This window comes from Microbacterium hominis (assembly GCF_013282805.1).
Classification (GTDB): Bacteria; Actinomycetota; Actinomycetes; order Actinomycetales; family Microbacteriaceae; genus Microbacterium; species Microbacterium hominis_B.
This window is the reverse complement of the sequence record NZ_CP054038.1, coordinates 312803-337985: the sequence shown is the minus strand read 5'-3', so window position 1 is coordinate 337985 and position 25183 is coordinate 312803. Positions and strand designations below refer to the sequence as shown.

The 25183-nt window shown below is 73.7% G+C and carries 17 protein-coding genes and 1 pseudogene; 7 read left to right on the top strand and 11 right to left on the bottom strand.

The window, feature by feature from the left end; translation table 11 throughout:
- Positions 1 to 67: 67 nt before the first annotated feature.
- Entirely contained in the window at positions 68 to 3235 is a 3168-nt protein-coding gene (locus tag HQM25_RS01440; RefSeq protein ID WP_302182836.1) for a S8 family serine peptidase, read from the bottom strand.
- A 157-nt stretch (positions 3236 to 3392) separates the two neighbouring features.
- Between HQM25_RS01440 and HQM25_RS01435 the strand changes: the two genes are divergently transcribed.
- The 4 genes from HQM25_RS01435 (at position 3393) to HQM25_RS01420 (ending at position 9236) form a co-directional block, all read left to right on the top strand.
- Positions 3393 to 4382 carry a hypothetical protein gene (locus HQM25_RS01435; protein ID WP_254359484.1) on the top strand — a complete coding sequence of 330 codons (990 nt, stop codon included), beginning with the start codon at positions 3393 to 3395 and terminating at the stop codon, positions 4380 to 4382.
- Complete coding sequence (locus HQM25_RS01430) at positions 4369 to 5631, top strand: kynureninase (RefSeq protein WP_172988580.1); 1263 nt, start codon at positions 4369 to 4371, stop codon at positions 5629 to 5631. Before HQM25_RS01435 ends, HQM25_RS01430 begins: the two co-directional genes overlap by 14 nt.
- Positions 5632 to 5767: 136 nt before the next feature.
- Positions 5768 to 7207: an MFS transporter gene (locus HQM25_RS01425; protein WP_172988579.1), complete on the top strand. Its 1440-nt coding sequence runs from the start codon at positions 5768 to 5770 to the stop codon at positions 7205 to 7207.
- A gap of 58 nt (positions 7208 to 7265) precedes the next feature.
- Positions 7266 to 9236, top strand: a complete 1971-nt coding sequence (locus HQM25_RS01420) for an aldehyde dehydrogenase family protein (RefSeq protein ID WP_254359482.1) — start codon at positions 7266 to 7268, stop codon at positions 9234 to 9236.
- Positions 9237 to 9298: 62 nt separating this feature from the next.
- On the opposite strand, the gene HQM25_RS01415 is transcribed toward HQM25_RS01420, so the two are convergent.
- Both HQM25_RS01415 and pip read right to left on the bottom strand, forming a co-directional pair.
- Positions 9299 to 10858, bottom strand: a complete 1560-nt coding sequence (locus HQM25_RS01415; protein WP_172988578.1) for a DEAD/DEAH box helicase — start codon at positions 10856 to 10858, stop codon at positions 9299 to 9301.
- A gap of 310 nt (positions 10859 to 11168) precedes the next feature.
- A pseudogene (gene pip / locus HQM25_RS01410) lies at positions 11169 to 12191 on the bottom strand (prolyl aminopeptidase); the annotation flags it as partial.
- 695 nt (positions 12192 to 12886) lie between these two features.
- On the opposite strand from pip, the gene HQM25_RS01405 reads away from it, so the two are divergent.
- From HQM25_RS01405 to HQM25_RS01400, 3 genes are all read left to right on the top strand, one after another.
- Entirely contained in the window at positions 12887 to 13897 is a 1011-nt protein-coding gene (locus HQM25_RS01405) for a malate dehydrogenase (protein ID WP_172988577.1), read from the top strand.
- Position 13898: 1 nt separating this feature from the next.
- Positions 13899 to 14024 carry a hypothetical protein gene (locus HQM25_RS17925; protein ID WP_302182835.1) on the top strand — a complete coding sequence of 42 codons (126 nt, stop codon included), beginning with the start codon at positions 13899 to 13901 and terminating at the stop codon, positions 14022 to 14024.
- A gap of 109 nt (positions 14025 to 14133) precedes the next feature.
- Complete coding sequence (locus HQM25_RS01400; RefSeq protein ID WP_438803642.1) at positions 14134 to 14601, top strand: recombinase family protein; 468 nt, start codon at positions 14134 to 14136, stop codon at positions 14599 to 14601.
- A 10-nt stretch (positions 14602 to 14611) separates the two neighbouring features.
- On the opposite strand, the gene HQM25_RS01395 is transcribed toward HQM25_RS01400, so the two are convergent.
- The 8 genes from HQM25_RS01395 to HQM25_RS01360 are packed head-to-tail and all read right to left on the bottom strand — an operon-like array spanning position 14612 to position 25167.
- Positions 14612 to 15340, bottom strand: a complete 729-nt coding sequence (locus tag HQM25_RS01395; RefSeq protein WP_438803614.1) for a hypothetical protein — start codon at positions 15338 to 15340, stop codon at positions 14612 to 14614.
- Positions 15328 to 17088 carry a serine/threonine-protein kinase gene (locus HQM25_RS01390; RefSeq protein WP_172988575.1) on the bottom strand — a complete coding sequence of 587 codons (1761 nt, stop codon included), beginning with the start codon at positions 17086 to 17088 and terminating at the stop codon, positions 15328 to 15330. The genes HQM25_RS01395 and HQM25_RS01390 overlap by 13 nt, the downstream gene beginning before the upstream one ends.
- Positions 17085 to 18407 (bottom strand): FHA domain-containing protein, encoded by a 1323-nt coding sequence (locus HQM25_RS01385; RefSeq protein ID WP_172988574.1) that lies wholly within the window; start codon positions 18405 to 18407, stop codon positions 17085 to 17087. The genes HQM25_RS01390 and HQM25_RS01385 overlap by 4 nt, the downstream gene beginning before the upstream one ends.
- On the bottom strand, positions 18407 to 19246 hold the full coding sequence (locus tag HQM25_RS01380) for a PP2C family protein-serine/threonine phosphatase (protein ID WP_254359481.1): 840 nt from the start codon (positions 19244 to 19246) through the stop codon (positions 18407 to 18409). The genes HQM25_RS01385 and HQM25_RS01380 overlap by 1 nt, the downstream gene beginning before the upstream one ends.
- Complete coding sequence (locus HQM25_RS01375; RefSeq protein ID WP_172988573.1) at positions 19243 to 20490, bottom strand: RDD family protein; 1248 nt, start codon at positions 20488 to 20490, stop codon at positions 19243 to 19245. Before HQM25_RS01375 ends, HQM25_RS01380 begins: the two co-directional genes overlap by 4 nt.
- The gene (locus tag HQM25_RS01370) at positions 20487 to 22940 is read right to left on the bottom strand and encodes a DUF4129 domain-containing transglutaminase family protein (RefSeq protein WP_172988572.1); all 2454 of its coding nucleotides are present in this window, start codon (positions 22938 to 22940) and stop codon (positions 20487 to 20489) included. The genes HQM25_RS01375 and HQM25_RS01370 overlap by 4 nt, the downstream gene beginning before the upstream one ends.
- Positions 22937 to 24196, bottom strand: coding sequence for a DUF58 domain-containing protein (locus HQM25_RS01365; RefSeq protein ID WP_172988571.1), 1260 nt, complete (start codon positions 24194 to 24196; stop codon positions 22937 to 22939). Before HQM25_RS01365 ends, HQM25_RS01370 begins: the two co-directional genes overlap by 4 nt.
- Positions 24196 to 25167, bottom strand: coding sequence for an AAA family ATPase (locus HQM25_RS01360; RefSeq protein ID WP_172988570.1), 972 nt, complete (start codon positions 25165 to 25167; stop codon positions 24196 to 24198). Before HQM25_RS01360 ends, HQM25_RS01365 begins: the two co-directional genes overlap by 1 nt.
- Positions 25168 to 25183 lie beyond the last annotated feature (16 nt).

Below are 25183 nucleotides of genomic sequence, written 5' to 3'. Positions count from 1 at the left end.
GCAGCGCGCCGACAGACGAAGCGGGCCGGGTGAGGCATCCTCACCCGGCCCGCCATCGTTCACGGGGTCAGTCGATGGCGACCGTGCCCCAGTCCTTCTCGGCGGCGCTGCCGTACAACAGCAGCAGCCCGCTCTCGCTGGTGCCTGCGACGTTCGAGACGCTCACCGGAAGCGTGAGCGCGTCGCCGGCCGCGATCGTCGCCACTCCGGTCGGCGTGTACTTCGGCGAACCGAGCGTGTACGACTGCCCTTCGATGGCGTCCGTCAGGTTGCCGGTGAAGTAGTTGTCGAACGCGTAGACGCTGAAGCCGAACGTCTGACCGGCCGTCAGCCCGAGAGCCGCCGCCGGTACGGTGAACACCTGGGTCGACGAGTCGAACCCTCCGATGTTGAAGAAGAACGCCGACTGCACGCCCGTATTCAGGTCGAACACGTTCACGATCGACTGACCGGTCGCCCCGAAGCCGCCATTCTCGGCGTTGTAGAGCACGAAGTCGTCCTGCCCGTCGTTGTTCGTGTCGATGTAGACGTCGAACTCGGCCGGGTAGGTGAGCACCGTGCGCCTCTCGTAGGTCGCCATCGCGAACTGCAGGTTCGCGCCCGCGCTCCGCACGCCTGTGGCGGCGAGGTCGATCACGGCGGCGTTGCTGCCGGGGGCCCCCGCACCGGTCGCCGGGAGCTCAGGGCTCGTGCCGGTGAGTCCGAAGATGCTCAGCGGTCCCGCCGCGATCGGCGAAGCGTTGGCGATCTCGACCGTCGCGACCCCGTCGACCGCCGTGGCCGACGCCGGAGCGCTGAGCTCGGCCGCCTTGCGCGGCAGCACCGTCCAGCCGAGCTTCACACTGTCGCCTGCGCCGGTCGCGGTGATCCAGCCGTCGAACTCGGGAGCGTTGAGCGTCGTGCCGTCGCCGTTCGAGCCGACACTGTTGAACGGCCAGTCCGCGAGCTTCGCGCCGTCGATCTTCAGGTGCACGGTGACCTTCTGCGTCTTGCCCTTGGGCACGGTGGCGCTCTTGGGCGTGACCGTCACCGACACCGCACCGCTCGCCTGATCGGCCGCGTCGCGGAAGGTCGTCGCGAACGAGTACTTCTGGTTCTTGCCCGTGGTGTTGGTCAGCGTCGCCTCGAGCGTCGTCTCGTAGAGGCCCGTCACCGAGGGGATGCCGAACCCGACGTTGCCGGCGCCCTCGGGTCCCGCGAGCCAGCTGACCGCCGCAGCGGCCGGAGCCACGCGCACCTCGCCCGCACCGATGCGCGAGATCGGGGTCGTGACGAACCCGGTCGCGGTCGGCGTGGTGTTGGCGTTGTCGGCGCCGTTGAGCAGACGGGCCTTGATCTCCGCCGGCGGAGCCTTCTCGAACTTGTCGAGCAGCAGCGCCGCAGCACCCGAGACCACCGGAGCCGCACCGGAGGTGCCGCCGAAGTTGGTCTCCTCGGTGCCGGTCGCGGTCTCCGCCGACAGCCACGCGCCGGGCGCCCCGATGTCGGGCTTCGCGCGGTTCTCGCTGACGGTGACACCGCGGCTCGACGTGCCGACCATGGTGTTGGCCAGCGAGATCGCCGATGCCGGGTCGATCGTGGCCACGACGGCACCCGTGGCCAGCGCGTTGACCAGCTGGGTGCCGGCCGCCTGCGTGATCGTCAGAGTCGGGATGCTGATCGCCTCGGCGCTGCCGAAGCTGAAGCTCGGCGCGTCTCCGGCCACGTTGTTGTAGATGATCGCGGCGATGGCACCCGCGCGCTGGGCGAAGAGCGCCTTGTCGGACACGTTGCAGATGCCGCGCGCGATGAGAGCGATCTTGCCGGCCATGGTCGCAGGGAACGCGCCCTGCGAGCAGCCGATGCCACCGGCATCCGTCGGCCGCGCGAGGTCGGCGGAGATCACCCCGGTGGGCAGCGGCGACCAGGACTGGTGCACCGACCGGTTGATCGTGATGCCCCGGTCGGTCGTGATGACCCACTGCAGGTCATCGGGCAGCGCGGTCTGGGCCACGCTGATCACGCCGGGGGCCGACGACGGCGAGCCGACGATGAACGGGCGGTCGGCGGAGTTGCCGGCCGAGACGACGACGGTGACGCCGGCGTGCACGAGGTTCGCCGCGGCGAACGACGAGTCGTCCTGATCCTGGCCGTATGCCGAGCCGAGCGACATGTTCACGATGTCGACCGCGTCTGAGATGTCGCCGTCGCCGTTGGGGTCGAGCGACCAGTCCATGCCCTGCAGGATCGCGACCCCGTTGCAGGAGGTCGACACCGACGAGCACACCTTCACGGCGTAGAGGTCGGCGCCGGGTGCGATGCCCTGGTGGGACTCGTCCGCGCTGCGGCCGCCGATGATGTCGGCGACGTGCGTGCCGTGGCCGCCGTCCCAGGCCTTGTCGCCGGAGAATCGGGGCGCGCTGGGCGCGTCGAGCGGATTCGCGTCGGGCTTGACGGCGCCGTAGGTGGGCCAGTCGTCGCCGACGAAGTCGTACCCGCCCTTGACCTTGGGGGCACTGGGGCCGAAGTAGTCGGCGCAGTCGCCGGCCACCGGGGCATTCGCGACCGCGAAGCAGGCGGTGTGGAAGGCGACGTCGCCGGGGCCCCCGAGGTTGAAGTGGGTGTAGTCGATGCCCGAGTCGAGCACGGCGACCTTCACGCCGGAGCCGTCGTAGCCCGCGTCGTGCAGCGCGCCGGCCTCGACGTAGTCGATCGCCTGCGCGAGGCTGCCCGACTCGACTTCGTCGGCGTTCGTCGAGTGCGTCTCGTAGCGCCCGAGCGGCGTGACCGAGATCACATTGTCGAGGGCGGCGAGCGCGTCGAGGTCGGCAGCGTCGATCGAGACGGCGACCACGTTGCCGGCGAGCTGGATGCTGCCGAGTTCGGTCGCCCCGAGCGCCTTGGCGCTCTTCGCGAACGACTTCTGCTGGGCGTCGACCTTCGTGCGCTTGGACTTCTGCTCGGCCTTGGTCGGCACCGTCCCGGCCGCGAGCGCGCCGTCGACGACGCTCTCGGCGATCGCCGGCTCCGCGAGCCGCACGGTCACCTCGACGGTGCCGGTCACGCCGTCGAGCCCGGCGGACACGCCCAGCGGGACGGGCGCCTCGATCGACGGGTCAATCGCCCCGTCGGGGATCGGCACCGGGTCCGGGGCATCGAGCGCCCAGGCCGCACCTCCCATCCCCAAGACGAGCGCGGGCACCGCCGCGGCTGCGGCAATGCCCGAGATCCATGCGCGACGACGACGTTGTCTCATTGCAGACCCTCCACCTCGCGCCCGTCCGATGTGGACGGGCGAACCTGAGAGTTACCTTCGCATGCCGCGTCGCGCATCGTCCAGAGCCGATTCGCGACGAAAGCCGGGGCGCACCACCCCGATGGCCCCGGGCGCCGCCATCGAGGATGATGGACGGGTGCAGCATCCCGACCCCGTCGCCGTCCGCGAACTCGTCGGATCCGCCGCGGACGTCCGCCGCAGCGCCTCGACGGGGGAACTGGGCACGACCCTGCCGCCGTTCATCGACCACCACGTGCACCTCGCGCTCATCGACGAAGGGCGGCTGATCGAGGGCGGCATCGCGGGGGTGGTCGATCTCGGCGGCGATCCGTTCGCCTTCGCGCGGCGGGCCCGTTCGGGGATGCCGCACGTGGAATACGCCGGCGCCTTCCTCACCGCGCCCGGCGGCTATCCGTCGGGTCGCTCGTGGGCGCCCGCTGAGATCGTGCGGGAGGTCTCGAGCGCCTCGACCCACCCCGGGGTCGCCGGCGGCGCCGCCACCGCGGTCGACGAGCAGGCGGCCTGCGGCGCATCGGTCATCAAGGTGGCGCTCCATCGCGCGGCCGGGCCGGTGTTCGACGCCGCCACGCTCGCCGCGATCGTGGAACTCGCCCGCGAGCGCGGCCTGCCCGTCGTCGCGCACGTCGAAGGCGAAGGGATGCCGCTTCTCGCCCTCGACGCCGGTGTCGACGCCCTCGCGCACACGCCCTTCACCGAGACGCTCGACGCCGCGCTCGTGCGCCGTGCCGCCCGCGCCGGACAGCGTTGGATCTCGACGCTGGACATCCATCGCGACGATCCCGGTGCGCGCGGCCACGCGCGGGCCAACCTCGCGGCGTACGCCGCTGCGGGCGGACGCGTGCTGTACGGCACCGACCTCGGCAACGGCGATCTGCCCATCGGCGTCAACGCGGCCGAGATCGCGGCGCTGGAGGAGTGCGGCGTGCGCGGCGCCGCACTGGTCGCCGCCCTCACCGACCCCTGGCCCGCCGGCGCCGACCACGGCGCCGCGGGCGTGGCCACCTTCATCCCGGGCCCCGTGCCCGCCGACCTCGACGCGGTGCCCGGCTGGCTCGCCGGCGCGCGCGTCGTGCCCACCGAGGAGCTCCTCCATGACGACCACTGACCTCGACGCCACGACGATCGCGGGGCTCGAGCGCACCGCCTCGGAGCTGGACGCCGCCGACCCGATCGCGGCGCTGCGGGACGAGTTCGTCGGTGCGGAGACCTCGCTCGTGTACTTCGACGGGAATTCGCTCGGCCGCCCGCCGCGCGCCACCGTCGACCGGCTCGCGAGGTTCGTCACCGAGGAGTGGGGCGGGCGGCTCATCCGCGGGTGGGACGAGTCGTGGATGCAGCTGCCCTTCGCGATCGGCGACGAGATCGGCCGCGTGGCGATCGGCGCCGGTGCGGGCCAGACCGTGATCGGAGATTCGACGACGGTGCTGCTCTACAAGCTGCTGCGCGCCGCCTTCGACGCCCAGCAGGCGGCCGACCCGGCCCGCGTGGAGATCGTCGTCGACACCGACAACTTCCCCACCGACCGCTACCTCGTCGACGGCATCGCGCGCGAGCGCGGCGGCCGCGTGCGCTGGATCGAGGCCGACCGCGCGGCGGGCGTGACGGCGGACCAGCTGCGCGCGGCGGTCGGCCCGCAGACCGCCGTGGTGCTGCTCAGCCATGTCGCCTATCGCTCGGGGCACCTCGCCGACGCACCCGCGCTCACCGGGATCGCGCACGATGCGGGAGCGCTCATCCTGTGGGACCTGTGCCACTCCGCCGGGTCGGTCCCGGTCGAGGCCGACGCCTGGGGATTCGACCTCGCCGTCGGGTGCACGTACAAGTACCTCAACGGCGGGCCGGGCGCCCCCGCGTTCGCCTACGTCGCGCAGCGCCATCAGGCCGCACTCGCGCAGCCGATCCAGGGATGGATGGGCGCCGCCGACGTGTTCGCGATGGGACCCGAGTACCGCCCCGCCGAGGGGATGCGCCGATTCCTCTCGGGCACCCCGCCCATCGTCGGGATGCTCGCGATGCAGGACACCCTCGCGATGATCGAGCGGGTCGGCATCGAGGCGATCCGCGCGAAGTCGGTCGCACTGACCGACTTCACCGTGACGGTCTCCGACACGCTGCTGGCTCCGCTGGGGGTCGCCGTCGCCTCGCCGCGCGATGCGGCCGAGCGCGGCGGGCACGTGACGCTCTCCCACCCCGCCATGCGCGCGGTCACCGCCGCGCTCTGGGAGCAGGACGTCATCCCCGACTACCGCGACCCCGAGGGCCTGCGCATCGGGCTCTCGCCCCTGTCGACGAGCTTCGCCGAGACCCTCGCCGGCCTTCGCGCTGTCGCCGCCGCGGTGCGCGCCGCGAGCTGATACCCGCGCCCGCCGCTCCGCTGTCGCCATCGGCGTGCGGCGCTGCCGATCGTGACAGCGGAGCAGCGAAGGGCGGGCACCCCGCGCCTCGAACGGGGAGGCGAAGGGATGCCGCGGGGCGACGTATGCTTTCCCGATGAGCACCGACGCTCCCGACGCCGGCGCCGCGGCATCCCCCCTGCCCTCGCGCACGAAGAACCTCAGCCCGTCCACGATCGCGCGCTACGCGATCGGCTCCCTCGGCACGGGCGGGTTCGCGACGCTGCCGGGCCTCGTGCTCACGTACTACCTCACCGATTCGCTCGGCGTGGCCGCGCTCGTTGCGGGCCTCGTGATCACGGTCGCGAAGATCTGGGACGTCGTCATCGACCCGATCGTGGGCGCCCTCACCGACCGCGACCTGGCACGCCACGGCTCCCGGCGCCGCCTCATGCGCGTGGGAGCGCTGAGCATCCCGGTGCTGTTCGCCCTCACCTTCGCGGTGCCGCCCTCCGTCGGCCCGCTGGTCGGCGCCGTCTGGGTCTTCATCGCCTTCACCCTGACCGCCACGGCGTTCAGCCTCTTCCAGGTGCCCTACATCGCCCTGCCCGCCGAGCTCACGCCCGACTACGACGAGCGCACGCGCCTGCTCACCTGGCGAGTGGTCGTGCTGACCGTCGCGATCCTGCTGTTCGGCGCGGGCGGCCCGGCCCTGCGCCGGCTGACGGGCGACCCGGTCACCGGCTACCTCGTGATGGGCGTGGTCGCCGGCGTCGTCATCGGCGTCGGCATGCTGGTGGCCACGACCGTCGCCCGCCGCCCGGTGACCGCACGGGGCGACGCCGTCGTGCCCGTGCGCACCGGGGCACTCGCGACCGCGGCGCGCGCCGGCATCCGAGCGCACTACGCCACCGGCATCCACGCCCTCCGGCGCAGCCGCCCCTTCCGCCTGCTGCTGACGACGTTCGTGCTGCAGGCCCTGGCCACAGGGCTCATGCTGGCCGGAGCCCAGTACCTCGCGCGCTGGGTGCTGCACTCCGAGGCCGCCGTGGAGCTCCTCTTCGCGGCCCTCATCGCCCCCGCTCTGCTGGCCGCCCCCGCGTGGGGCGCGCTGGCGCGCCGCATCGGCAAGGAGCGCGCGTTCGCGATCGCCTCGGTCGTGTTCGCCGTCGCCGCGCTCTCGATCATCGGCACGCTGTGGATGCCGGGAGCCTGGGTCTATGCGCCGGTGGGCATCGCGGGCATCGCCTACGCGGGCATGCAGTCGCTGCCGATGGCGATGCTGCCCGACGTGATCTCGCACGACGAGCGCACGCACGGCCCCGGCCGCGCGGGCGCCTTCAGCGGGGTGTGGACCGCCGGCGAGACGGTCGGCTTCGCGCTCGGCGCCACGGTGCTCTCGCTCATCCTCGCCGCGACCGGCTACGTCTCCTCGACCGCGGCCGAGTCTGTCGCCCAGCCCGAAGCGGCGATCGCCGGCATCATCGTGAGCTTCAGCATCGCCCCGGCCGCGCTCATCGCGCTGAGCCTTGTCACGCTGGCGCGCTACCCGCTCCGCCGCGCCGACATCGCCGCGACCGCCCCGGTCCGCGCCTGAGCCGGCGTCCGCGACCGCGCCTAGACTGTCACCACCCCCGCCCCGAGGAGAGTTCTCCGTGTCGTCCGCCGTCCCGGCTTCGTCCCCCGTCCCCTCATCCGCGTCGTCGACGCCGTCGGCGGCCGCGATGCCGCCCGAGACACCGGCCGCCGGCGTGCCCGTGTCGCGCGCGCGGCGACGCCGCGAGGCCGCCGCGGCGACCGCGCCGACCCCCGTCGCGGGCGCCGTCGCCGCGGCGCCGGTCGATGAAGCGGGGGCGCCCGCGGAGGCGCCGGTGCCGGCATCCACTCTTCCGGTCGAGGTGCAGGCCTCGATCGACGCGGCGCTGGCGGCACTCGATACGGGCGCACGCACGTGGACGCACCTCACCCTCGACCAGCGCGCCCGCCTGATGGAGCGTCTGCATGCCACCACGTCGACCGTCATCGATACGTGGGCCTACACCGCCGCGCTGTCGAAGGACCTCGACCCGGCCGGACCCCTGCGCGGCGAGGAGTGGCTCAGCGGGCCGTACGGCGTGCTCACGGCCTTCGAGGCGTACCACGACACCCTGCGCCGCATGGCCGCCGGCGACAGCCCCCTCCACCGCGTGAAGCTGGATGCCGCGCAGGGCCGCACGCGCGCACGGGTGTTCCCCCGCCAGGCCATCGACCACCTGCTCGTGCCGGGCTGCACGGGCGAGGTGTGGTTCGAGCCGGGGGTGACCGCGGACCAGGCCCGGCGCGAAGCCGGTCTCGGCCAGCTCGATCCGACCGCGTCGGGAGGGATCGGTCTCGTGCTCGGAGCCGGGAACGTCACCGCGATCCCCGTGCTCGACGTGCTGTACGAGCTGCTCGCGCACAACCGCGTCGCGCTGCTCAAGGTCAATCCGACGCAGGACGCTCTCGTCCCGGTGTTCGAGCGGGCGCTCGCGCCCCTGATCGAACCGGGGTACCTGCGCATCGTGCGCGGCGACGGCGCCGTCGGGGCGTACCTCACCCAGCATCCCGCGATCGCCCACGTGCACATCACGGGCGCCGCCGACACGTTCGACCGGATCGTCTGGGGCCCGCCCTCGGGACCCGACGCCGACGAGACCGACCGGCGCCGGCGCGAGAACCGCCCGCTGCTGGACAAGCCGATCACCGCCGAGCTCGGCGGCGTCTCGCCGATCATCGTGGTGCCGGGGGCATGGAGCGAGGCCGACCTCGCGTTCCAGGCCGAACACATCGTGACGATGCGGCTGCAGAACTCGGGCCACAACTGCATCGCCGGTCAGGTCGTGCTCCTGAGCTCCGACTGGGACCAGCGCGACGCGTTCCTGGAGGCGCTGCGCACCGCGTACGACGCGGCTCCGCGCCGGTCGGCGTGGTACCCGCGCGCGGCGGCCAAGCTCGAGGACGCGGCCTCGGACTATCCCGACGCCACGTGGTGCGCCGACGGCTCGCGCGCCCTGATCATCGTGGATGCCGGGGCGGATGCCGCACCCGTAGAGAAGACGGAGTACTTCGCACCGGTGCTCGGCGTGGTGTCGCTGCCGGGCCTCGGGCAGGAGTTCGTGGACGCGGCCGTGCGCCACGCGAACGAGGAGCTCATCGGCACGCTCGGCGCGAACGTGCTGATCGATCCCCTGACCCAGGCAGCCCTCGGCGACGGGTTCGAGCGGGCGATCGCGATGCTGCGCTACGGCACGATCTCGATCAACTCGTGGACGGCGGTCGGGTTCATGACCCCGGCGCTGCCGTGGGGCGGGTATCCGGGGGCCACGCTGCGCGAGGTGGAGAGCGGCATCGGCGTCGTGCACAACGCGATGCTGCTGGACCGCGTCGAGCGCGCCGTCATGCGGGGGCCGTTCCGCCCCTTCCCGCGCTCGCTCGAGCCGCGCGCCCTCGTGGCGTCGAAGGGACGGTCGTTCTCGCTGCTGCCGAAGCCGCCGTGGTTCGTCACCGCCCGCACCGGTGCGCAGGTGAGCGAAGGCTACGCGCGCTTCCGCGCCGACCGCGACTGGGCGCACTTCGCCCGCACGCTGATCGCCGCGCTGCGCGGCTGAGACGGGCCTCGCCGGCCCGCCTCGCCGCACGCGCGGTCAGCGCATCCCGATGGGGTGCGCGGTCAGCGGCCGGAGCGGCGGTTCGTGCCGTTCTGACGCACGACCGAGCCCACCGTGAGCTTTCCGGTGCCGCCGGTCGACGCGCGGCGTCCCGTGGTGCGCGGGTTGCCCTGCGCCTGAGCCGGCTGCGCGGAGCGGGTGTGACCGGCGCTGTGGTCGGCACGGCCACGCGCGGCGGCGGGTGCGTCGTCTCGCGCGGATCGCTCGGCGACCGGACGGCCGCCGTTCGCACGCTCGCCGGCAGGGCGCCCGCCGCGACCGCGACCGCGGCCCTGGCCCTGGCCCTGCTGACCGGCGCCCTGCTCGCGCGCGGCGCGCTTGCGCTGCGCGTTGGCGCCCTGGCTGCGCCCGCCGCCCTGGGCGGGAGCCGCGACCGGCTCGGGCTTCACGTACGGCGCGACCTCGCCGACGAGCGCGGTCACCTCGGCAGAAGTGGCGGTGACGCCCACGGGCTTCGCGGTGATCGCGGCCTTGCGCAGCAGCTGCTGCACGTCGCGCTCCTGGCCGGGCAGCACGAGGGTCACCACGGCGCCCTCGGCGCCGGCGCGGGCGGTGCGGCCCGAGCGGTGCAGGTACGCCTTGTGCTCGGTGGGCGGGTCGACGTGCACGACCAGCTCGACGTCGTCCACGTGCACGCCGCGGGCGGCGACATCGGTGGCGACGAGCACCTTCGCGGCGCCCGAGGAGAACGCGGCGAGGTTGCGGTCGCGGGCCGGCTGCGACAGGTTGCCGTGCAGGTCGACGGAGGGGATGCCCTGCGCGGTCAGCTGCTTGGCGAGCTTCTTGGCGTGGTGCTTGGTGCGCATGAAGAGGATGCGGCGGCCCATGCCCGAGGCGAGCGCCGTGACGACGTCCTTCTTGAGATCGGCGTCGACGAGGGTGAACACGTGGTGGGTCATGGCGGCGACGGGCGAGTGCGCCTCGTCGACCGAGTGGAGCACCTCGTTCTGCAGGAACCGCTTCACGAGCTTGTCGACCCCGTTGTCGAGGGTCGCGCTGAACAGCAGGCGCTGGCCGCCCTGCGGGGTCGCGTTGAGGATGCGGGTGACGCCGGGGAGGAACCCGAGGTCGGCCATGTGGTCGGCCTCGTCGATGACGGTGACCTCGACGGCATCCAGGCGGATGAAGCCCTGCTTCATCAGGTCTTCGAGCCGGCCCGGGCAGGCCACGACGATGTCGACGCCGGCGTTGAGCGCCTGCACCTGACGGTTCTGGCTCACCCCGCCGAAGATCGTCGTGGTGTTCAGGCCGTAGGCCTTGGCCAGCGGCGCGAGGGCCGCGTCGATCTGGGTGGCGAGTTCGCGCGTGGGGGCGAGCACCAGTCCGCGCGGGCGGCCGGCGACGCGCCGGGTCTTCGCGGCACCGAGGCGCGCGGCCATCGGGATCGAGAAGGCGAGCGTCTTGCCCGAGCCTGTCTTGCCGCGGCCGAGCACGTCCCGGCCGGCGAGCGTGTCGGGAAGCGTGTCGACCTGGATCGGGAACGCGGTGGTCTTGCCGTCGGCCGCGAGCGCGTCGACGAGGGGCTGGGGCACGCCGAGCGCGCTGAAAGTGGTTTCAGTCATGGGGGTTCTCCGGGCAGAACACTGCCCTGGGTCGGTGGCCGGGGCGAATTTCGCCCTCGGGTCGCCGTACGAAAGTCAGACCGGCATCGTCCAGAAGACGGCGGCGGGGAAGCGTTCTACGACGCGAGAAGCGCGTCGGAGCGCTGCAAGGTCTCCCACCCTACCAGCGCGCCTCCTGCTCTTGCTGAGCGTCGGTGTCGGCGGGCTCGTCGTGCACGGCGGGCTCCTCGTCGTCGGAGAGGGCCACGGGGGCACCGGGATCGCCGGGCGCGGCATCCATCCCGTGCTCGGCCCCGGGCATCTGCGCGTCTTCCTCGGCCGCGGGCATGTGCCCCTCTTCCTCGGCCGCGGGCATCTCGACCTCGGCTGCGAAGCGGTCGGCCGCGGCCCGCAGCGCGGCCGCGATCCCGGGCTCGCTCGCCGAGTGGGAGGCATCGGGCACGACGACGAACTCGGCCTCCGGCCACGCGCGATGCAGATCCCACGCGGTCATCATCGGCGTGCAGACGTCGTACCTGCCCTGAACGATGACCGCGGGGATGCCGCGCACCGCGTCGACGCGGTCGATCAGCTGACCGTCGTCGAACCATCCCCCGTGCATGAAGTAGTGGTTCTCGATGCGGGCGAACGCGACGGCCGCGGCATCCTCCGTCATTCCAGCGACCAGACCGGGGTCGGGCAGCAGCGTCAGGGTGGCCGCCTCCCAGCGCGACCACGCGACACCGGCCGGCACGTGCACGGCCGGATCGGGGTCGCTCAGCCGCCGGTGATACGCCTCGATCATGCGCGAGCGCTCGAGCACCGGGATGGGTGCGAGGAATTCCTCCCACAGGTCGGGGAAGAGCACCGCCGCGCCGCCCTCGTAGAACCACTCCAGCTCGTGCCGGCGCAGCGTGAAGATGCCGCGCAGCACAATCTCGGTCACGGCGTCGGGGTGCGCCTCGGAGTAGGCGAGCGCGAGGGCGCTGCCCCACGATCCGCCGAACACCATCCACCGGTCGATGCCGAGGTTGCGGCGCAGAAGCTCCATGTCGGCGACGAGGTGCCACGTGGTGTTGTGGCGGAGGTCCGCTGACGGGTCGGACGCGTGCGGGGTCGAGCGCCCGGAGCCGCGCTGGTCGAACAGCACGATGAGGTAGCGCTCGGGGTCGAAGAAGCGGCGGTGCCAGGGCGAGGTGCCGGCACCCGGCCCGCCGTGGAGGAAGACCACGGGCTTTCCCGCGGGGTTGCCGCTGAGCTCGAAGTAGACGCGGTGACCGTCGCCCACGAGCAGCTCACCGGTCTCGTAGGGCTCGATCGGCGGATACAGGATCTCGTCGAGCTGTTCGTTCACAGGCTTCCCCCCGGATGCCGTCTGGTCGCGCCCGCGCCGCGGTCCGACGCGCGTGTGCGCGCCGTGCCGACGTCCGCGGCGGACGTCTTCTCGCCACGGTACCGTCCGATGCCCCTTCCGGCGAGGAACCGGGCCGCGACCGGCCCGAACCCCGGCGCCGCCCGCGCTTCATGGGGCGCCTCCCGGGGCATCCACGCCCCACGACCCGAACCCCTGATCGCTCGTGGGGCGCCTCGCGCGGCATCCACGCCCCGCAACCCACCGCACGCGCCCCACGAACGGAACCCCTGGCCCGCGCCCGGCCACCCCACGCTTCATGGGGCGCGTCGCGCGGCATCCACCCACCGCAACCCCACGCACGCGCCCCACGAACCCAACCCCTGATCGCTCGTGGGGCGCCTCGCGCGGCATCCACGCCCCGCAACCCACCGCACGCGCCCCACGAACCCGACCCCCGACGGGGCGCCCGGCACCCCGCGCTTCAGGGGGCGCCTCCTGCAGGATCCACGCCCCACAACCCACCACACGCGCCCCACGAGCCAAACCCCTGATCGGTTCGTGGGGCGCGTCCCGCGGCATCCACGCCCCACAACCCCACGCACGCGCCCCACGAACCGAACCCACCCGCCCGCCCGCTCGCGGCGATGAGCGCGCATCGGATGCCGGGGCGGGGGCGCGCGCAATAGGCTTCCCCCATGAACGCGGCACCTGTCACCGTGACCCTCACCGGCGCCGGCGGGCAGATCGGCTATGCGCTGCTGTTCCGCATCGCCGCCGGCGACATGCTCGGCCCCGACACCCCCGTGCGGCTGCGGCTGCTGGAGATCCCGCAGGGACTGCGCGCGGCAGAGGGCGCAGCGCTCGAGCTGCAGGACGGCGCCTTCGCCCTCCTGCGCGGGGTCGAGGTGACCGACGACCCGGCGGTGGCGTTCGACGGGTGCAGCATCGCGATGCTCGTGGGCGCGCGCCCGCGCGGGCCGGGCATGGAGCGCTCCGATCTCCTCGCCGCCAACGCGGGCATCTTCGGCCCCCAGGGCGCCGCGATCGGCGAGCACGCGGCGGCCGATGTGCGCGCGGTCGTGGTGGGAAACCCCGCGAACACGAACGCGCTGATCGCCGCGGCATCCACGCGGGGAGTCCCCGCCGAGCGGTTCACCGCGCTCACCCGGCTCGACCATAACCGGGCCGTGGGCCAGCTGGCGGCCGTGCTCGACGCGGGCCCGGGCGACATCGACGGCGTGGCGATCTGGGGCAACCACTCCGCGACCCAGTTCCCCGACGTCGACCATGCGACCGTGCGCGGCATGGCCGCCCGCGACGCCCTGACGGCGCGGTTCGGGGATGCCGCGACCGCGGCGCGCTGGCTCGACGACGAGTTCGTGCCCCGCGTCGCGCGCCGGGGCGCGGAGATCATCGAGGTGCGAGGCTCGTCGTCGGTCGCGTCGGCGGCGAATGCGGCGATCGAGCATGTGCGCGACGACGTGCGGGGCACCGGCGAGCGCTGGACCTCGGCGGCGGTCGTCTCGCACGGCGAGTACGGCGTGCCGGAGGGACTGGTGTGCTCGTTCCCGGTGCGCTCCGACGGGTGGGGCTATCGGGTGGTCGAGGGCCTCGAGCTCGATGCGCGGGCGCGCACCCGGCTCGAGGCGTCAGTGGCCGAACTGACCGCTGAGCGCGATGCGGTGCGCGAGCTCGGAGTGATCTGACGTGACGGTGCTGCTGCTCGTCGTGGCGGCGGTCATCACGATCGCCGTCACGACGGCCCTGCGCCACGCCCTCGCGGAGCTCGACGCCGAGCAGCTCAGCCTCGAGGTGCGCGACGCCGGCGAGTGACCCTGGGCGCCGGGCGCGGCATCCCGAGCCCGGCGGGTTGGCTCCGGGTGCCGTCGCGGGGGACAATGGGGCGGACGAAGGAGCGCATATGGGCGAGGGCACGACATCGATGGATGCCGCGGCGCACGCGCACGTGCATGAACCCGGCTCATCGCCGGAGACGGCGCCCCTGCATCTTCCGCACCTGGCCGCGGAGTGCCCGAAGTGCTTCACGGAGCTCCAGCGCGACCGCCACTGGTGGCAGGCCCGGCCCGTCGGATCGCGCCTGGTCGGCCTCGTCATCTCCCGCGACGACATGCCCTCGGTCGTCGAGCAGCGCGATGAGCTGACGCGCTTCGGCGTGCCGATCGAAGGGTTCCGGCATCCCGCCCCCGAGACGCTCGAGACCTGGGAGTCGCGGCTGGTGCGCCTGTTCGGCACGCTGCGCCGCGGCGACGTGCTGGTCGTCGCCAATGTGCATGCGCTGGGCCGCGACATCGACGAGGAGACCCGCACGGTGGCCGAGCTGCACCGCCGCGGCGTGGTCGTGAAGGTGCTCAGCCACGGCGGCAGGCACCTCGCCGATCCGGGGCGCTGACCGCTCCGGGTCACCCCTCGGCGGCGTCGTGCTCCTGGTCGAGCAGGGGCAGGTCCGCACGGGAGACCAGCCGCGCCGAGATGGCGTGTTCGACCAGACGCACCCGGCGGTTCGTGGCATACGAGCCGACCCCGCCGCGCAGCCCCGGCACGCCGATGCGATCCAGCTTGTCGCACACGTTGTCGAGCTTGCGGTTGAACTTCGTCAGCGCCCAGCCGAGCCGCGCCGCCGCCTGCGCGGAGGTCGGCAGCTCGCTCATCCCGGTGCCCTCGCGCCGGAGCACGGGCTCGGCGAGGGCGAGGATCATCAGCTTCTGGCTGAGCGTGAGCGGCACCTCGCCGATCGTGCTGGCGTCGTCGTCGAAATCTCGCGGCTCCGTCTCGCGGAACGCCGGCGCGCTCGAGCGGATCGTGAGCTCGTACGTGGTCGGTCCCGCGCTGAAGATCACCGACGTCGACGCGAACACGAGCGGCAGCCGCGCCCCCGGGGCGAGCCAGGCCTGCACGCGTCCGCCGGAGTCGGTGACGGTCGCCGACAGCCGTGAGCCGACGTTCGAGAGCAGCCACAGCCCTTCGAGGTTCTCGATCGTGAGGAAATGGCGGTGCAGGAACAGGTTGTCGTCGATGGCGAGGTCGCCGTCGCGGCCGACGGTGAAGGTCGACGACGGGTCGACGACGAAGTGCTCGCCGGCGAACTCGACCGTCAGTTCGGCCGTCAGACCACCGGTCACGGTGCGCACGCCCTCACCGCGTCGGAGCTCTGCCCGCTCGCCCGCAGCGTGGTGACCTCGATGCACGTGGTGCCGGACGGATCGGCGGGCACCGTCACGGTGGCGACGTCGACGGGCTGCAGCGCGGCATCCTCGTCGGCGCGCGTGAGCGTGCCCCACAGGTAGCGGTCGCCGTTCTCGGGCACCGGGTTCGTCCACGTGAACACCACGCCGGCGTCGGTGACCGTGCCCGTCAGATCGGCGGGCGCCGGCACGGAGAGCATGACGGGGTCCTGAGGGGCCGCCGGCTCCTCGGCGGGCGGATCCGCCGCCGGCATCGCGCCGGAGAGGATGCCCGGCAGCGACACGCCCACGACCACCGCGACGATCACCAGCGCTGCCGCGCCGAGCGCGACCCACAGCCCCGTGCGCCGGCGCGGAGCCCCGGAAGCGTCCGCGGCCGGGACCCTGCGCGCGTCGACACCGGCCGCGGCGGCGGGCGTGCGCGGCCCGCTCCCGGGTCGCTCAACCGGGGCGGCCGAGAGGGATGCCGGGGCGCGGCGAGCCGTCGCGGCGTCGTCCACGGCAGGGGCGTGGGGCGCGGGAGCGGGCGCGGCGGACGCCGGCGCGGACGGCGCGGACGCCCACCCCTCGGCCGGCCGCAGCATCGTGGCGCCGTCGGCGGCGGCATCCCGCATGACGGTGTCGTCGACGGCAGCCGTCGATGCGGCCGGCCCGGGCGCGAACCCGGCGTCGGCGGGCGCCGCGAAGACGCCGCGAGAGGGAGCCGTCGTGGCCGAGGGACGCGTGAGTCCGGCGGCGGGCGAGGTCTCGGGATCGATGCTGACCACGCCGCGCACACGGGTGAGCCCGTCGTCCTCGTCGTCGACCGTGTCGTCGGGCAGGCCGTCGTCGAGGATGTCGATGGCGGTGACCGAGTGCGAGAGCTCGATCTGCACCTTCTGCAGCGACCGGGCGAAGGCGATCGCGCTGTCGTAGCGGTCGGCGGCCGACTTCGCCATCGCACGCTCGAGCACGTGCTGCAGCGATACCGGCATGTCGGGGCGCGAGAGGCGCGGCAGTGGTGCCGTCTCGATGCGGTGGATGAGATCGGCGGCGGTGTTGCGCTCTCCCGGCACCTCGAACGGAGACCGGCCGCTCAGCAGGGAGTACACGGTCGCGCCGAGCGCGTAGACGTCGGAGCGCGCACCCGACTCGGGCACGTCGGCGAAGGACTCCGGCGGCGACCACGGGATCGACAGACCGGCCGACTCGGCGGCCGCGGTCGTCGTGGAGGCGATGCCGAAGTCGGTGAGCGCGGGGCGGTTGTACTCGGTGACGAGGATGTTCGCCGGCTTGATGTCGCGGTGCAGCACGCCCGCCCGGTGCGCGGTCTCGACGGCTGCCGCCACCTGCACGCCCACCCGCAGCGCCTCGGCGACCGCGAACGGCTCGCGCCGATACCGCACCTGCAGGTTGGGCTTGGGGCAGTACTCCATGACGAGATACGGCCTGCCGTCGCCGGCGACGCCCGCCTGGTAGATCGTGACGATCGCCGGGTGCGTCGACAGCATCGCCATGACGTTCGCCTCGGCGGTGAACTCGGCGACCGAGCCGCTCGACATCCGCTCGGTGAGGAGCACCTTGACGGCGACGCGGCGACGCGGCAGATGCTGCTCGTACAGGTAGACGTCGGCGAATCCCCCCGACCCGAGCACGTCGACGTACGTGAAGCCGGGCAGATCGGGAGGCGCCATCGCGGCGCGCTTGGTGCTCACGCGATCTCCTCGACGGTGACGACGATGCCGTCGCCGAGGTCGAGCACGTCACCGGGCACGACGACCGTGCCCTCGCCCGGGTGCAGGCGCACCGGGTCGGTGCCGGGGCGGCGCAGGGTCGTGCCGTTGGTCGTGCGAAGGTCGGTCGCCACGATGCTGTCGCCCTCGACCCGCAGTTCGAGGTGGCTGCGGGAGATGTCCTGCTGCGGACTTTCGACGGCCACGAGGTGCGGAAGGTCCGTGCCGGCCACGCGCGTGGCGCGCGGTCGCCGGCCGATCACGACGGTGCGGTCCAGGCGCAGCAGCTGTCCGGTGGACAGCCGGATGCGGCCTGGCGCGGCCGCACGCGGCGGTGCCAGCGGCGCGGGCGCGGAATCGTCGCGCGCCGCGCGGGCCGCCCGCACCTCCGCGAGGGAGACCGTCGCCCCGTCGTGGTCTCCCCCCGTCACGACGGGAGCGGATGCCGCGCCCGGCGCCGGGGGCGCCGAGACGGCTGCATCGGGGCGCAGGAGGGTGGCCTCGTCGACGGGCGTCTGCGCGGCATCCCGGGCGCTGCGGCGCACCGACACGACGGTGTCGCCGAAGTCGGGCTCGTCGTCGGGGATCGCCGTCTCCTCGGACGGAAGACCGCCGGGCCCCTCGGTGGACTCGACCGGCATCAGGGTGTCGGCGATCGAGGTCACGGCCCGCGAGTCGATCAGCCCCGGCACGGCCGAGATGGGCGCGGTGGATGCCGGGGCAGGTGCGGCGGGGACCGCCGGAGGCACCGCGGGCGTGGCGGGCACAGCCGGAACGGCGGGCACAGCCTCGGGGACGGGCACTGCGGGCACCGCCGGAACCGGGGGCACGGGCTCGGCCGCGGGCGTGGCGGGTGCGGCCGCGGCCGCGGCATCCCGGATCCAGGTCACCGCCGAGGCGAGCACCACGGCGTCGACGACCGGCAGCGCGGCCGGGGATCCGGCCGCCTCCGACGTCGTCAGCGCGACGCGCCCGGCACCGGCATAGGCCCGCTCCGTCCACGTCGTGACCCCGGCGCCCGACAGCGGCTCCTCGCCCTCGATCTCGACGATGAACTCTCCGCGCACGGCGACGCGCACGGCGTCGCCCTCCTCGAGCACCACCGCGAACGGCGGGATGGCGGCCAGCGACGTGCCGAACGCCCCGGTGAGCGCCTCGAGCACGCCGGGAAGCCCGCGGCCCTCGCCCATGCGCGACCAGACGCGCGCGGCGACGTCGTGGGGCACATCGGCGCCGAGGGCGACCAGGCCCTGCCGCGTCACGGCGACCGCGACCTGTCCCGGGGCGTAGTGCGTCGACATCAGAATCCTCCTGCGGCAGCGGCGCGCGGACGAGTGTCCTCGTCGATCTCGTCGGCGGCACCCCCCGGTGCGACGGGGAGGGTGTCATCGACGGTGCGCTCCGAACGCGAGCGTACCGCGTGCGCGTGAACGACGAGCGCGGTGATGTTGTCCCGTCCGCCCTTGAGCATCGCCTCGTGCACGAGACGCGTCGCCGCCGACTGCGGGTCGGCCTCGGAGGTGAGGATCTCCAGGATCGCGGCGTCGTCGAGCTCGCCGGAGAGGCCGTCGGAGCACACCAGCACGCGGTCGCCGGCCTCGGCGGGGATCAGCCAGTAGTCGGCAGCCGAGTCGCTCCCGGCGCCGATCGCGCGCGTGATGACGTTGCGGCGCGCATCGTGCATGGCATCCGCGGGGTCGAGCTCGCCGCTGTCGACGAGCTCCTGCACGACGGAGTGATCCACGCTGATCTGCTCGAAACGGCCTTCGCTGAGCCGGTACGTGCGCGAGTCGCCCAGGTTGACGGCCAGCCAGTACCCCTCGCCCTCGACGTCGGCGATCACCACGCCCGACAGCGTGGTGCCGGCGCCGGCGGCGCCTGCCGGAAGCGCCTCGACGCGCCGGCGCGCGCGGTCCAGGGTGCGGTGGAGGTCGTCGATCGTGACCGCGTCACGGCCGGCCAGCCGTGCGAACTCGTCGATGACGGCGGCGCTCGCGACCTCGCCGGCTTCGTGCCCGCCCATGCCGTCGGCCACGAGGAACAGCGGCGATGCCGCGAGGTGCGCGTCTTCGTTGATGCGTCGGCGCATGCCCGCGTGGGTCGCCGCGCCCGCGACGACCTGGATCGGCACCCCCGTCACGAGGCACCCACCGCCGCCGAGCGATCGCCGAACTCGAGCCGATCGCCCGGGCGCAGGCTCGTCTGCATGCCGGGGATGAGCGTGATGCGCCCGCCGTCGCGCACGAGCACCGTGCCGTTGGTCGAGTAGCGGTCGGCTACCCACGCCCCCGACGCGTCGCCGCCGATCTCGAAATGGGTCTTCGACAGCGACAGGGTCTCGTCGCGCACGGCCACCGCGGTCGCACCCTCCTCGCCGGCGGGGTTGCGGCCGTAGAGGGTGCGGCCGTACACGGCCATGCGGGTGCCGTCGTCCCACGTGAGCACGGCGAGGGTCGGCGAGTCGGGATGCAGCGCCGCGCGCTCCTGGGAGGCGACGCGGCCGACCCTGGTCGCCTCGAGCGCCGGCTCGGCGGCCGGAGCGGCCATCGCCGCGGTGGGCGCCGGCGCCGGGATGTCGATGACCGACGCGAGGTGCGGATGCTCCACGGGCGGCGTGGTGACGCCGGGCACCGCCGCGATCATCGTCGTCGGAGCCGCGGCCGCCGCACGCCCCGCGTAGGGCGCCGGGGCGCCGAACCCGCGGGCCGGCGCGAGTGCGGGTGCGGGTGCGGGCGCCGGCGCCGGGGCAGCCATCGGCGGGGTCGCGTAGCGCGGCCCCGGTGCCGCCGCAGGGGCGGGAGACATGGGGGGCGGCGCGTAGGTCCGAGCCGGCGCGGCCTGCGGCGGAGCCGCCGGGAGTGCGGTCGGGAGCGCAGGCGCAGCCGGACGCGCGAGGGCGGGCGCGGCATCCCGCACCCTCGTGTCGACCACGACGGCACGGGACGCGAGATCGTGCCAGCCCTGGCGGCGCCCGCTCTGGTCGAACAGCGGCGTGAAGAACCCGACGACGATCGAGCATGCCGCGCCCCACACGAGATTGCGCAGGAACGCGCGCCAGAAGCCGATGTCGCCGCCGGTCTCGGCATCGCGCAGACGGATGCCCAGCGCACGCTGGCCCACCGAGCCACGACCGCCCTGCATCACCGTGTAGACGACCGCCCACGTCGCCGACAGCACGAGGATGAGCAGCGACACGCCGAGCAGCGCGAACACCGCGCCGGTGGGATCGGCGCTCGACCCGGCGACGCCCGTGACGGCGGCACCGAGGATGAGCGTCGGCACGAGGTAGATCGCGTAGGCGATCGCGAGGTCGATCGTGTACGCGCCCGCGCGGCGTCCGAGCGACGCGGGGGCGGCAAGGGCCAGGGGATGCATGCTGCTCATGCGGTCTCCGTAGGGTGGGAAGCGGCGCGGTCCCCCGGCTCGGTGCGAGCCTCCGCGGTGTGATCGGTGAGGTCGGCGCGCGCGGAGCGACGCGAGGCGGCGCCCGCCGCGCGCGGGCGCTTCGGCGGCTTCGGAGCGCGCGGCGGCAGGGCGAAGCGCGTGCCGCCCAGCAGCGACCGCACGCTCAGACGTGCGCGCAGCCGGCGACCGAGTGACGCGCGGCGGCCCATCGTGCCGACGATCTCGTCGACCTGGCGCCAGAACTCGGCGATCTCGGCCTCGGTCGGCTCGGCCGGCCCGAACACCTCGGCGTCGGCGCGGCGGGCGAGCGTGGTCACGGCGGGCGCCGCGAACGCGGCCTGCACGCGGTGCGCATCCTCCTGCCGGGTGGCGCCGGGGCGCACGTCGGTGCCGAAGTCCGCGGCCCGGTCGACGAGCTCGTCCCAGCCGCCGGTGATGCGGTCGACCCCGCGCTCGGCGGAGCGGCGGCCGCGTCGACGCGCGGCCTTGATCGCGCCGATGATGAGGAACGGCGCCAGCATGAGGGCGAGGAGCCCGAGCACGCCGCCGGCGATGGCCAGCACGAGCCCGACGATCGAGGCGCCCTCCTCCTTGTCGTCCTCGGCCTCGCGCTCGTCGGGAACCGACGGCGGCAGTTCGACCGGCTGGTCGAGAGGAGGCGGCGGCTGCAGCACCTGCGGCTTCGGGTCGGCCTTCGGCTTGGTCGTCTGGTCGCTCGGGACCTGGTCCTCGGGCGGCGTCGGGTCGAAGGGCACCCAGCCGACCCCGTCGAACGCGACCTCGACCCACGCGTGCAGCGTGTCGCCGGTCGCGGCGAACACCGCCTGATCGCCCGCGTCCGGATCGGGGTAGAAGCCCATCACGACGCGCGCCGGAATGCCGACCTCGCGCGCGAGGAGGGTCATCGCGACGGCGTACTGCTCGTCATCGCCCACCATCTGCTCGGACCCCAGGAGCGTCGAGATGCGCTCGGCGCCGTGACCGGCGCGGGAGAGCGCCTCGCCCTCGAGGCCATGGCTGAAGAAGCCGCCGCCCGCAAGCATCTGCTGGAGGGCCCGCACCCGCTCGATCGGCGTCTCCGCCTCGGTCATCGCATCGGAGGCGATCCCGGCGAACTCCTGGGGCACGCCGCTCTGGGCGGGCAGCTTCACCGGGGCGAAATCGACCGCGGCGAGGGCGTTGTCGCTCGGCACCGCCGGCACCACGACGTCGAGGTCGTACGCGTCGCCGCTCGCGAGTCCGCTCGTCACGACACCCGTGCGCGTCGACGTGTTGTAGTGCGCGCTGCGACGCAGGGCGTCGCCGCGGTCGCCGTCGAACACGACGCTCTGCAGGGCGCCGACCTGCGGCATCCACACCCCCTCGAGCGCGCCGATCTCGACGCGCACGCTCACGGGCGTGCCCTCGACGCCCGGCGACATCTCCGGGCGTACCGGAGCGAAGGCGCTCGACGAGCCCGAGCCACTGTCGGACACGTTGTAGACCGTGCCGGAGTAGGCGTCCATGGCGGCCAGTCGCACGCGGGCGCCCGCGGGCAGCCCGCTCACGGTGAACAGCGTCTCGTCGTCGGCGTCGCGCACGTACCCGCGGAACGACTGCAGCGGGCTCGCGAACTCCTTCACGTCGAACGGCGGGATCACCACGTCGCGAAGGACATACCGCGGGGATGCCGGGGCGGTGAGGCCGCTGGTCACCACGCCGATCATCACCGCGACCGCGACGACACCCCCGCCGAGGGCGATGCGGCGCACCGTGCCGGTGCGCGAGGCGTGCCCTTCGCCGAGGGGGACGGCGCCCCGCGCGGGCGCCCACGCCTGCCGCACCGACAGCCAGCCGAGCGCAACGATGGCGAGCACCCCGCCCTCCACGAGGGGAGCTGCGGGATCGGAGGTGCCCAGGGCGATCTGCGCCACGAGGAACGCGATCGCCGGGATCAGCGCCCACGCCGCGTGCCGGGCGCGCAGCGCGAGGCTCGCGGTGAGGAGGGCGGCGACGTACGCGAGCAGGAACGGCACGAGGAGGAACCCCTCGCCGGCGGGAACGGGGGCGACCGTGGTGAGCAGCTGCTTCCACGACGTCACCACCCCGAGAGCGAGCTGGCGCCACGTCTCGAGCGTCGGGACCACGCCCGCGATGGCGGTGTGGGGCAGCGCCACCGCGCCGCCGAAGACGAAGTACACGAGCACGGCGAGGGCCGAGACGAGGAGCAGGCCCCAGCGCCGCCACGCGGCGAGGGCGGCCAGGCCCGCGCCCAGGACCGCGCCGCCCATCGCGGCGGGGAGGTATCCGGGGCCGGCGTACGTCGGCCAGAAGCCGATGATCGGCACGGCGAGGAGCAGGCCGGTCGCGGCGAGATCGAGCACCCAGCGGCGGCGCGGGAGCGCCGGCGGGGCGCCGGCGGTGGTGGCGGCGGCAGCGGCGGCGGTCATGCGAGCACCCGCCGCAGCGCCGAGGGCAGGTCGTCGAGCGCGCCGATCGTGACCACGTCTGCCTCGCCGATGCGGCGCAGTCCCGGCGCCGCCCCCTCGGCGGCGACGATGGCGAGCACGCGCGCGCCATACGGGAGGCGCGCGCACGCGGCCCGGAGCGTGGCCGCCTCGACCTTCGAACCGCACAGCAGCACGACCACGCTCGCCTGCGGGGTGGACGCGGCCACCGTGACGGCCAGATCGAGGATGCCGCCTCCGGCGCGAGCCGGCTCGAGAGCGGAGAGGGCGTCGAGCAGCCGCTTGCCGGTCTCGGCCACGAGCGAGCGCCCCTGCACCTGCAGGTCGACCTGGCGCGAGTCGCGCACCGCGCGCAGACCCAGCGACCCCGCCGCCGAGATCGCGAGCTCGAACTCGTCGTCGGTGCGGTAGTCGCCGGGATGCCGCGACAGGCCGATCACGAAATGCGAGCGGCGGGTCTCCTCGTACTGGCGCACCATGACATCGCCCGTGCGCGCGGTCGACTTCCAATGCACGTGGCGCAGATCGTCGCCGGGCTGGTATTCGCGCAGGGCGTGGAACGAGACGTCGTCGCGGGACAGGTCGCGTGCGGCCAGACCCTCGAGATCGCGGAAGAAGCCGAGCGACTGGCCTTCGAAGCCCACGGTGCGCGGGTGGACGTACAGGTCGACCGGCTCGTCGCGGCGATGCACGCGCTCGAACAGCCCGAGCGGATCGCCGCGCACGACGCTGACCGGACCCACGGCGAGCACGGCGCGGCGGGTGGTGGGGATCGCGAACAGCTCCTCGACCGAGGCTTCGGGCGCGAGCCGCCCCACCGCGAACTCGCCGCGTCCGGCGCCGACCGGCAGCACGACGCGGGAGGGCAGGATCGCGCGCGCCGATCTGTTCGCGAGCGTGAGCGCGCCGACGGCCCGCTCGCCGACCACGACGTGCTGGCGATTGAGATCGAGCCCCACGTCGTAGGCGGTGCGGCCGAGGAGGAACAGCGCGCACAGCGCGAGGGCGGCGGCGATGACGGTCGCCGCGATCGTGAGCTCGATCCAGCCGAGCGTCTGCCCGCAGGTCCAGAGCACGACGACGCCCGCCAGCAGCACCCAGCCGGCAGGACGGACGACCGACGCGATGAGGCGCACGCGCGCGAGCGCGGCGGTCGCCGCGGCGACCGCGACCTCCTGCCGGCCCGGCGACGGCTGCGCGGAGGCAGCCGTCGGGGCGAGCGTCTCAGCGGCGGTCATCAGGCGGCGGTCCGGGCCTGCGGGGCGGCGACGTCCTCGAGCACGCGAGCGATGATCGACTCGGCGGTCGTGCCGGAGAACTCGGCCTCGGGGTCGAGAACCAGGCGGTGCGTCCACACCGGGCGCGCCAGGGCCTTGATGTCGTCGGGGACGACGTAGTGGCGGCCGTTCGCGGCGGCGTAGACCTTCGCGATGCGGACCATCGCGATCGACCCGCGCACGGAGACGCCCAGACGCACCGAGCGGTCCGCGCGCGTCGCCTCGGCGAGCTGGGCCGCGTAGCGCAGCACGGAGCTCTCCACGTGCACGGTCGCGGCGAGGTCGGCCATGTCGGCGACCGCGCCGGTCGTGATGATCGCGGGAAGGTGGGCGGACGGGTTGCGGTCGGCGGAGCCGGCGAGGATGCGCTCGGCGACGGCGAGATCGGGGTAGCCGATGGATGTCTTCACGAGGAAGCGGTCGAGCTGGGCCTCGGGCAGCTTGTAGGTGCCCGCCTGCTCGATCGGGTTCTGCGTCGCGATCACCAGGAACGGGCGTCCCACTTCGTGGGGCACGCCGTCGACGGTGACCCGCGACTCCTCCATGACCTCCAGCAGCGCCGACTGCGTCTTCGGCGAGGCGCGGTTGATCTCATCGGCGAGCACGATCGAGGCGAAGACCGGCCCGCGATGGAACTCGAAGCGGTGCTGCGCCTGGTCGTAGATCGTGACGCCGGTCACATCCGAGGGGAGCAGGTCGGGCGTGAACTGGATGCGGCTGCTCGTGCCCTGCACGGTCGCAGCGAGCGCCTTCGCGAGGCTGGTCTTGCCGGTTCCCGGCGCATCCTCCAGCAGCACGTGCCCTTCGGCGAGCATGGCCGACAGCACCAGGCCGACGATCTCGCGCTTGCCCATGAGCGCCTGGTCGACGTTGTCGACGAGTCGCGCGAAGGTGCCCTGGAACCAGGCGGCCTGTTCGGGGGTCATGGTCATGTTCGTGTCTTCCTCG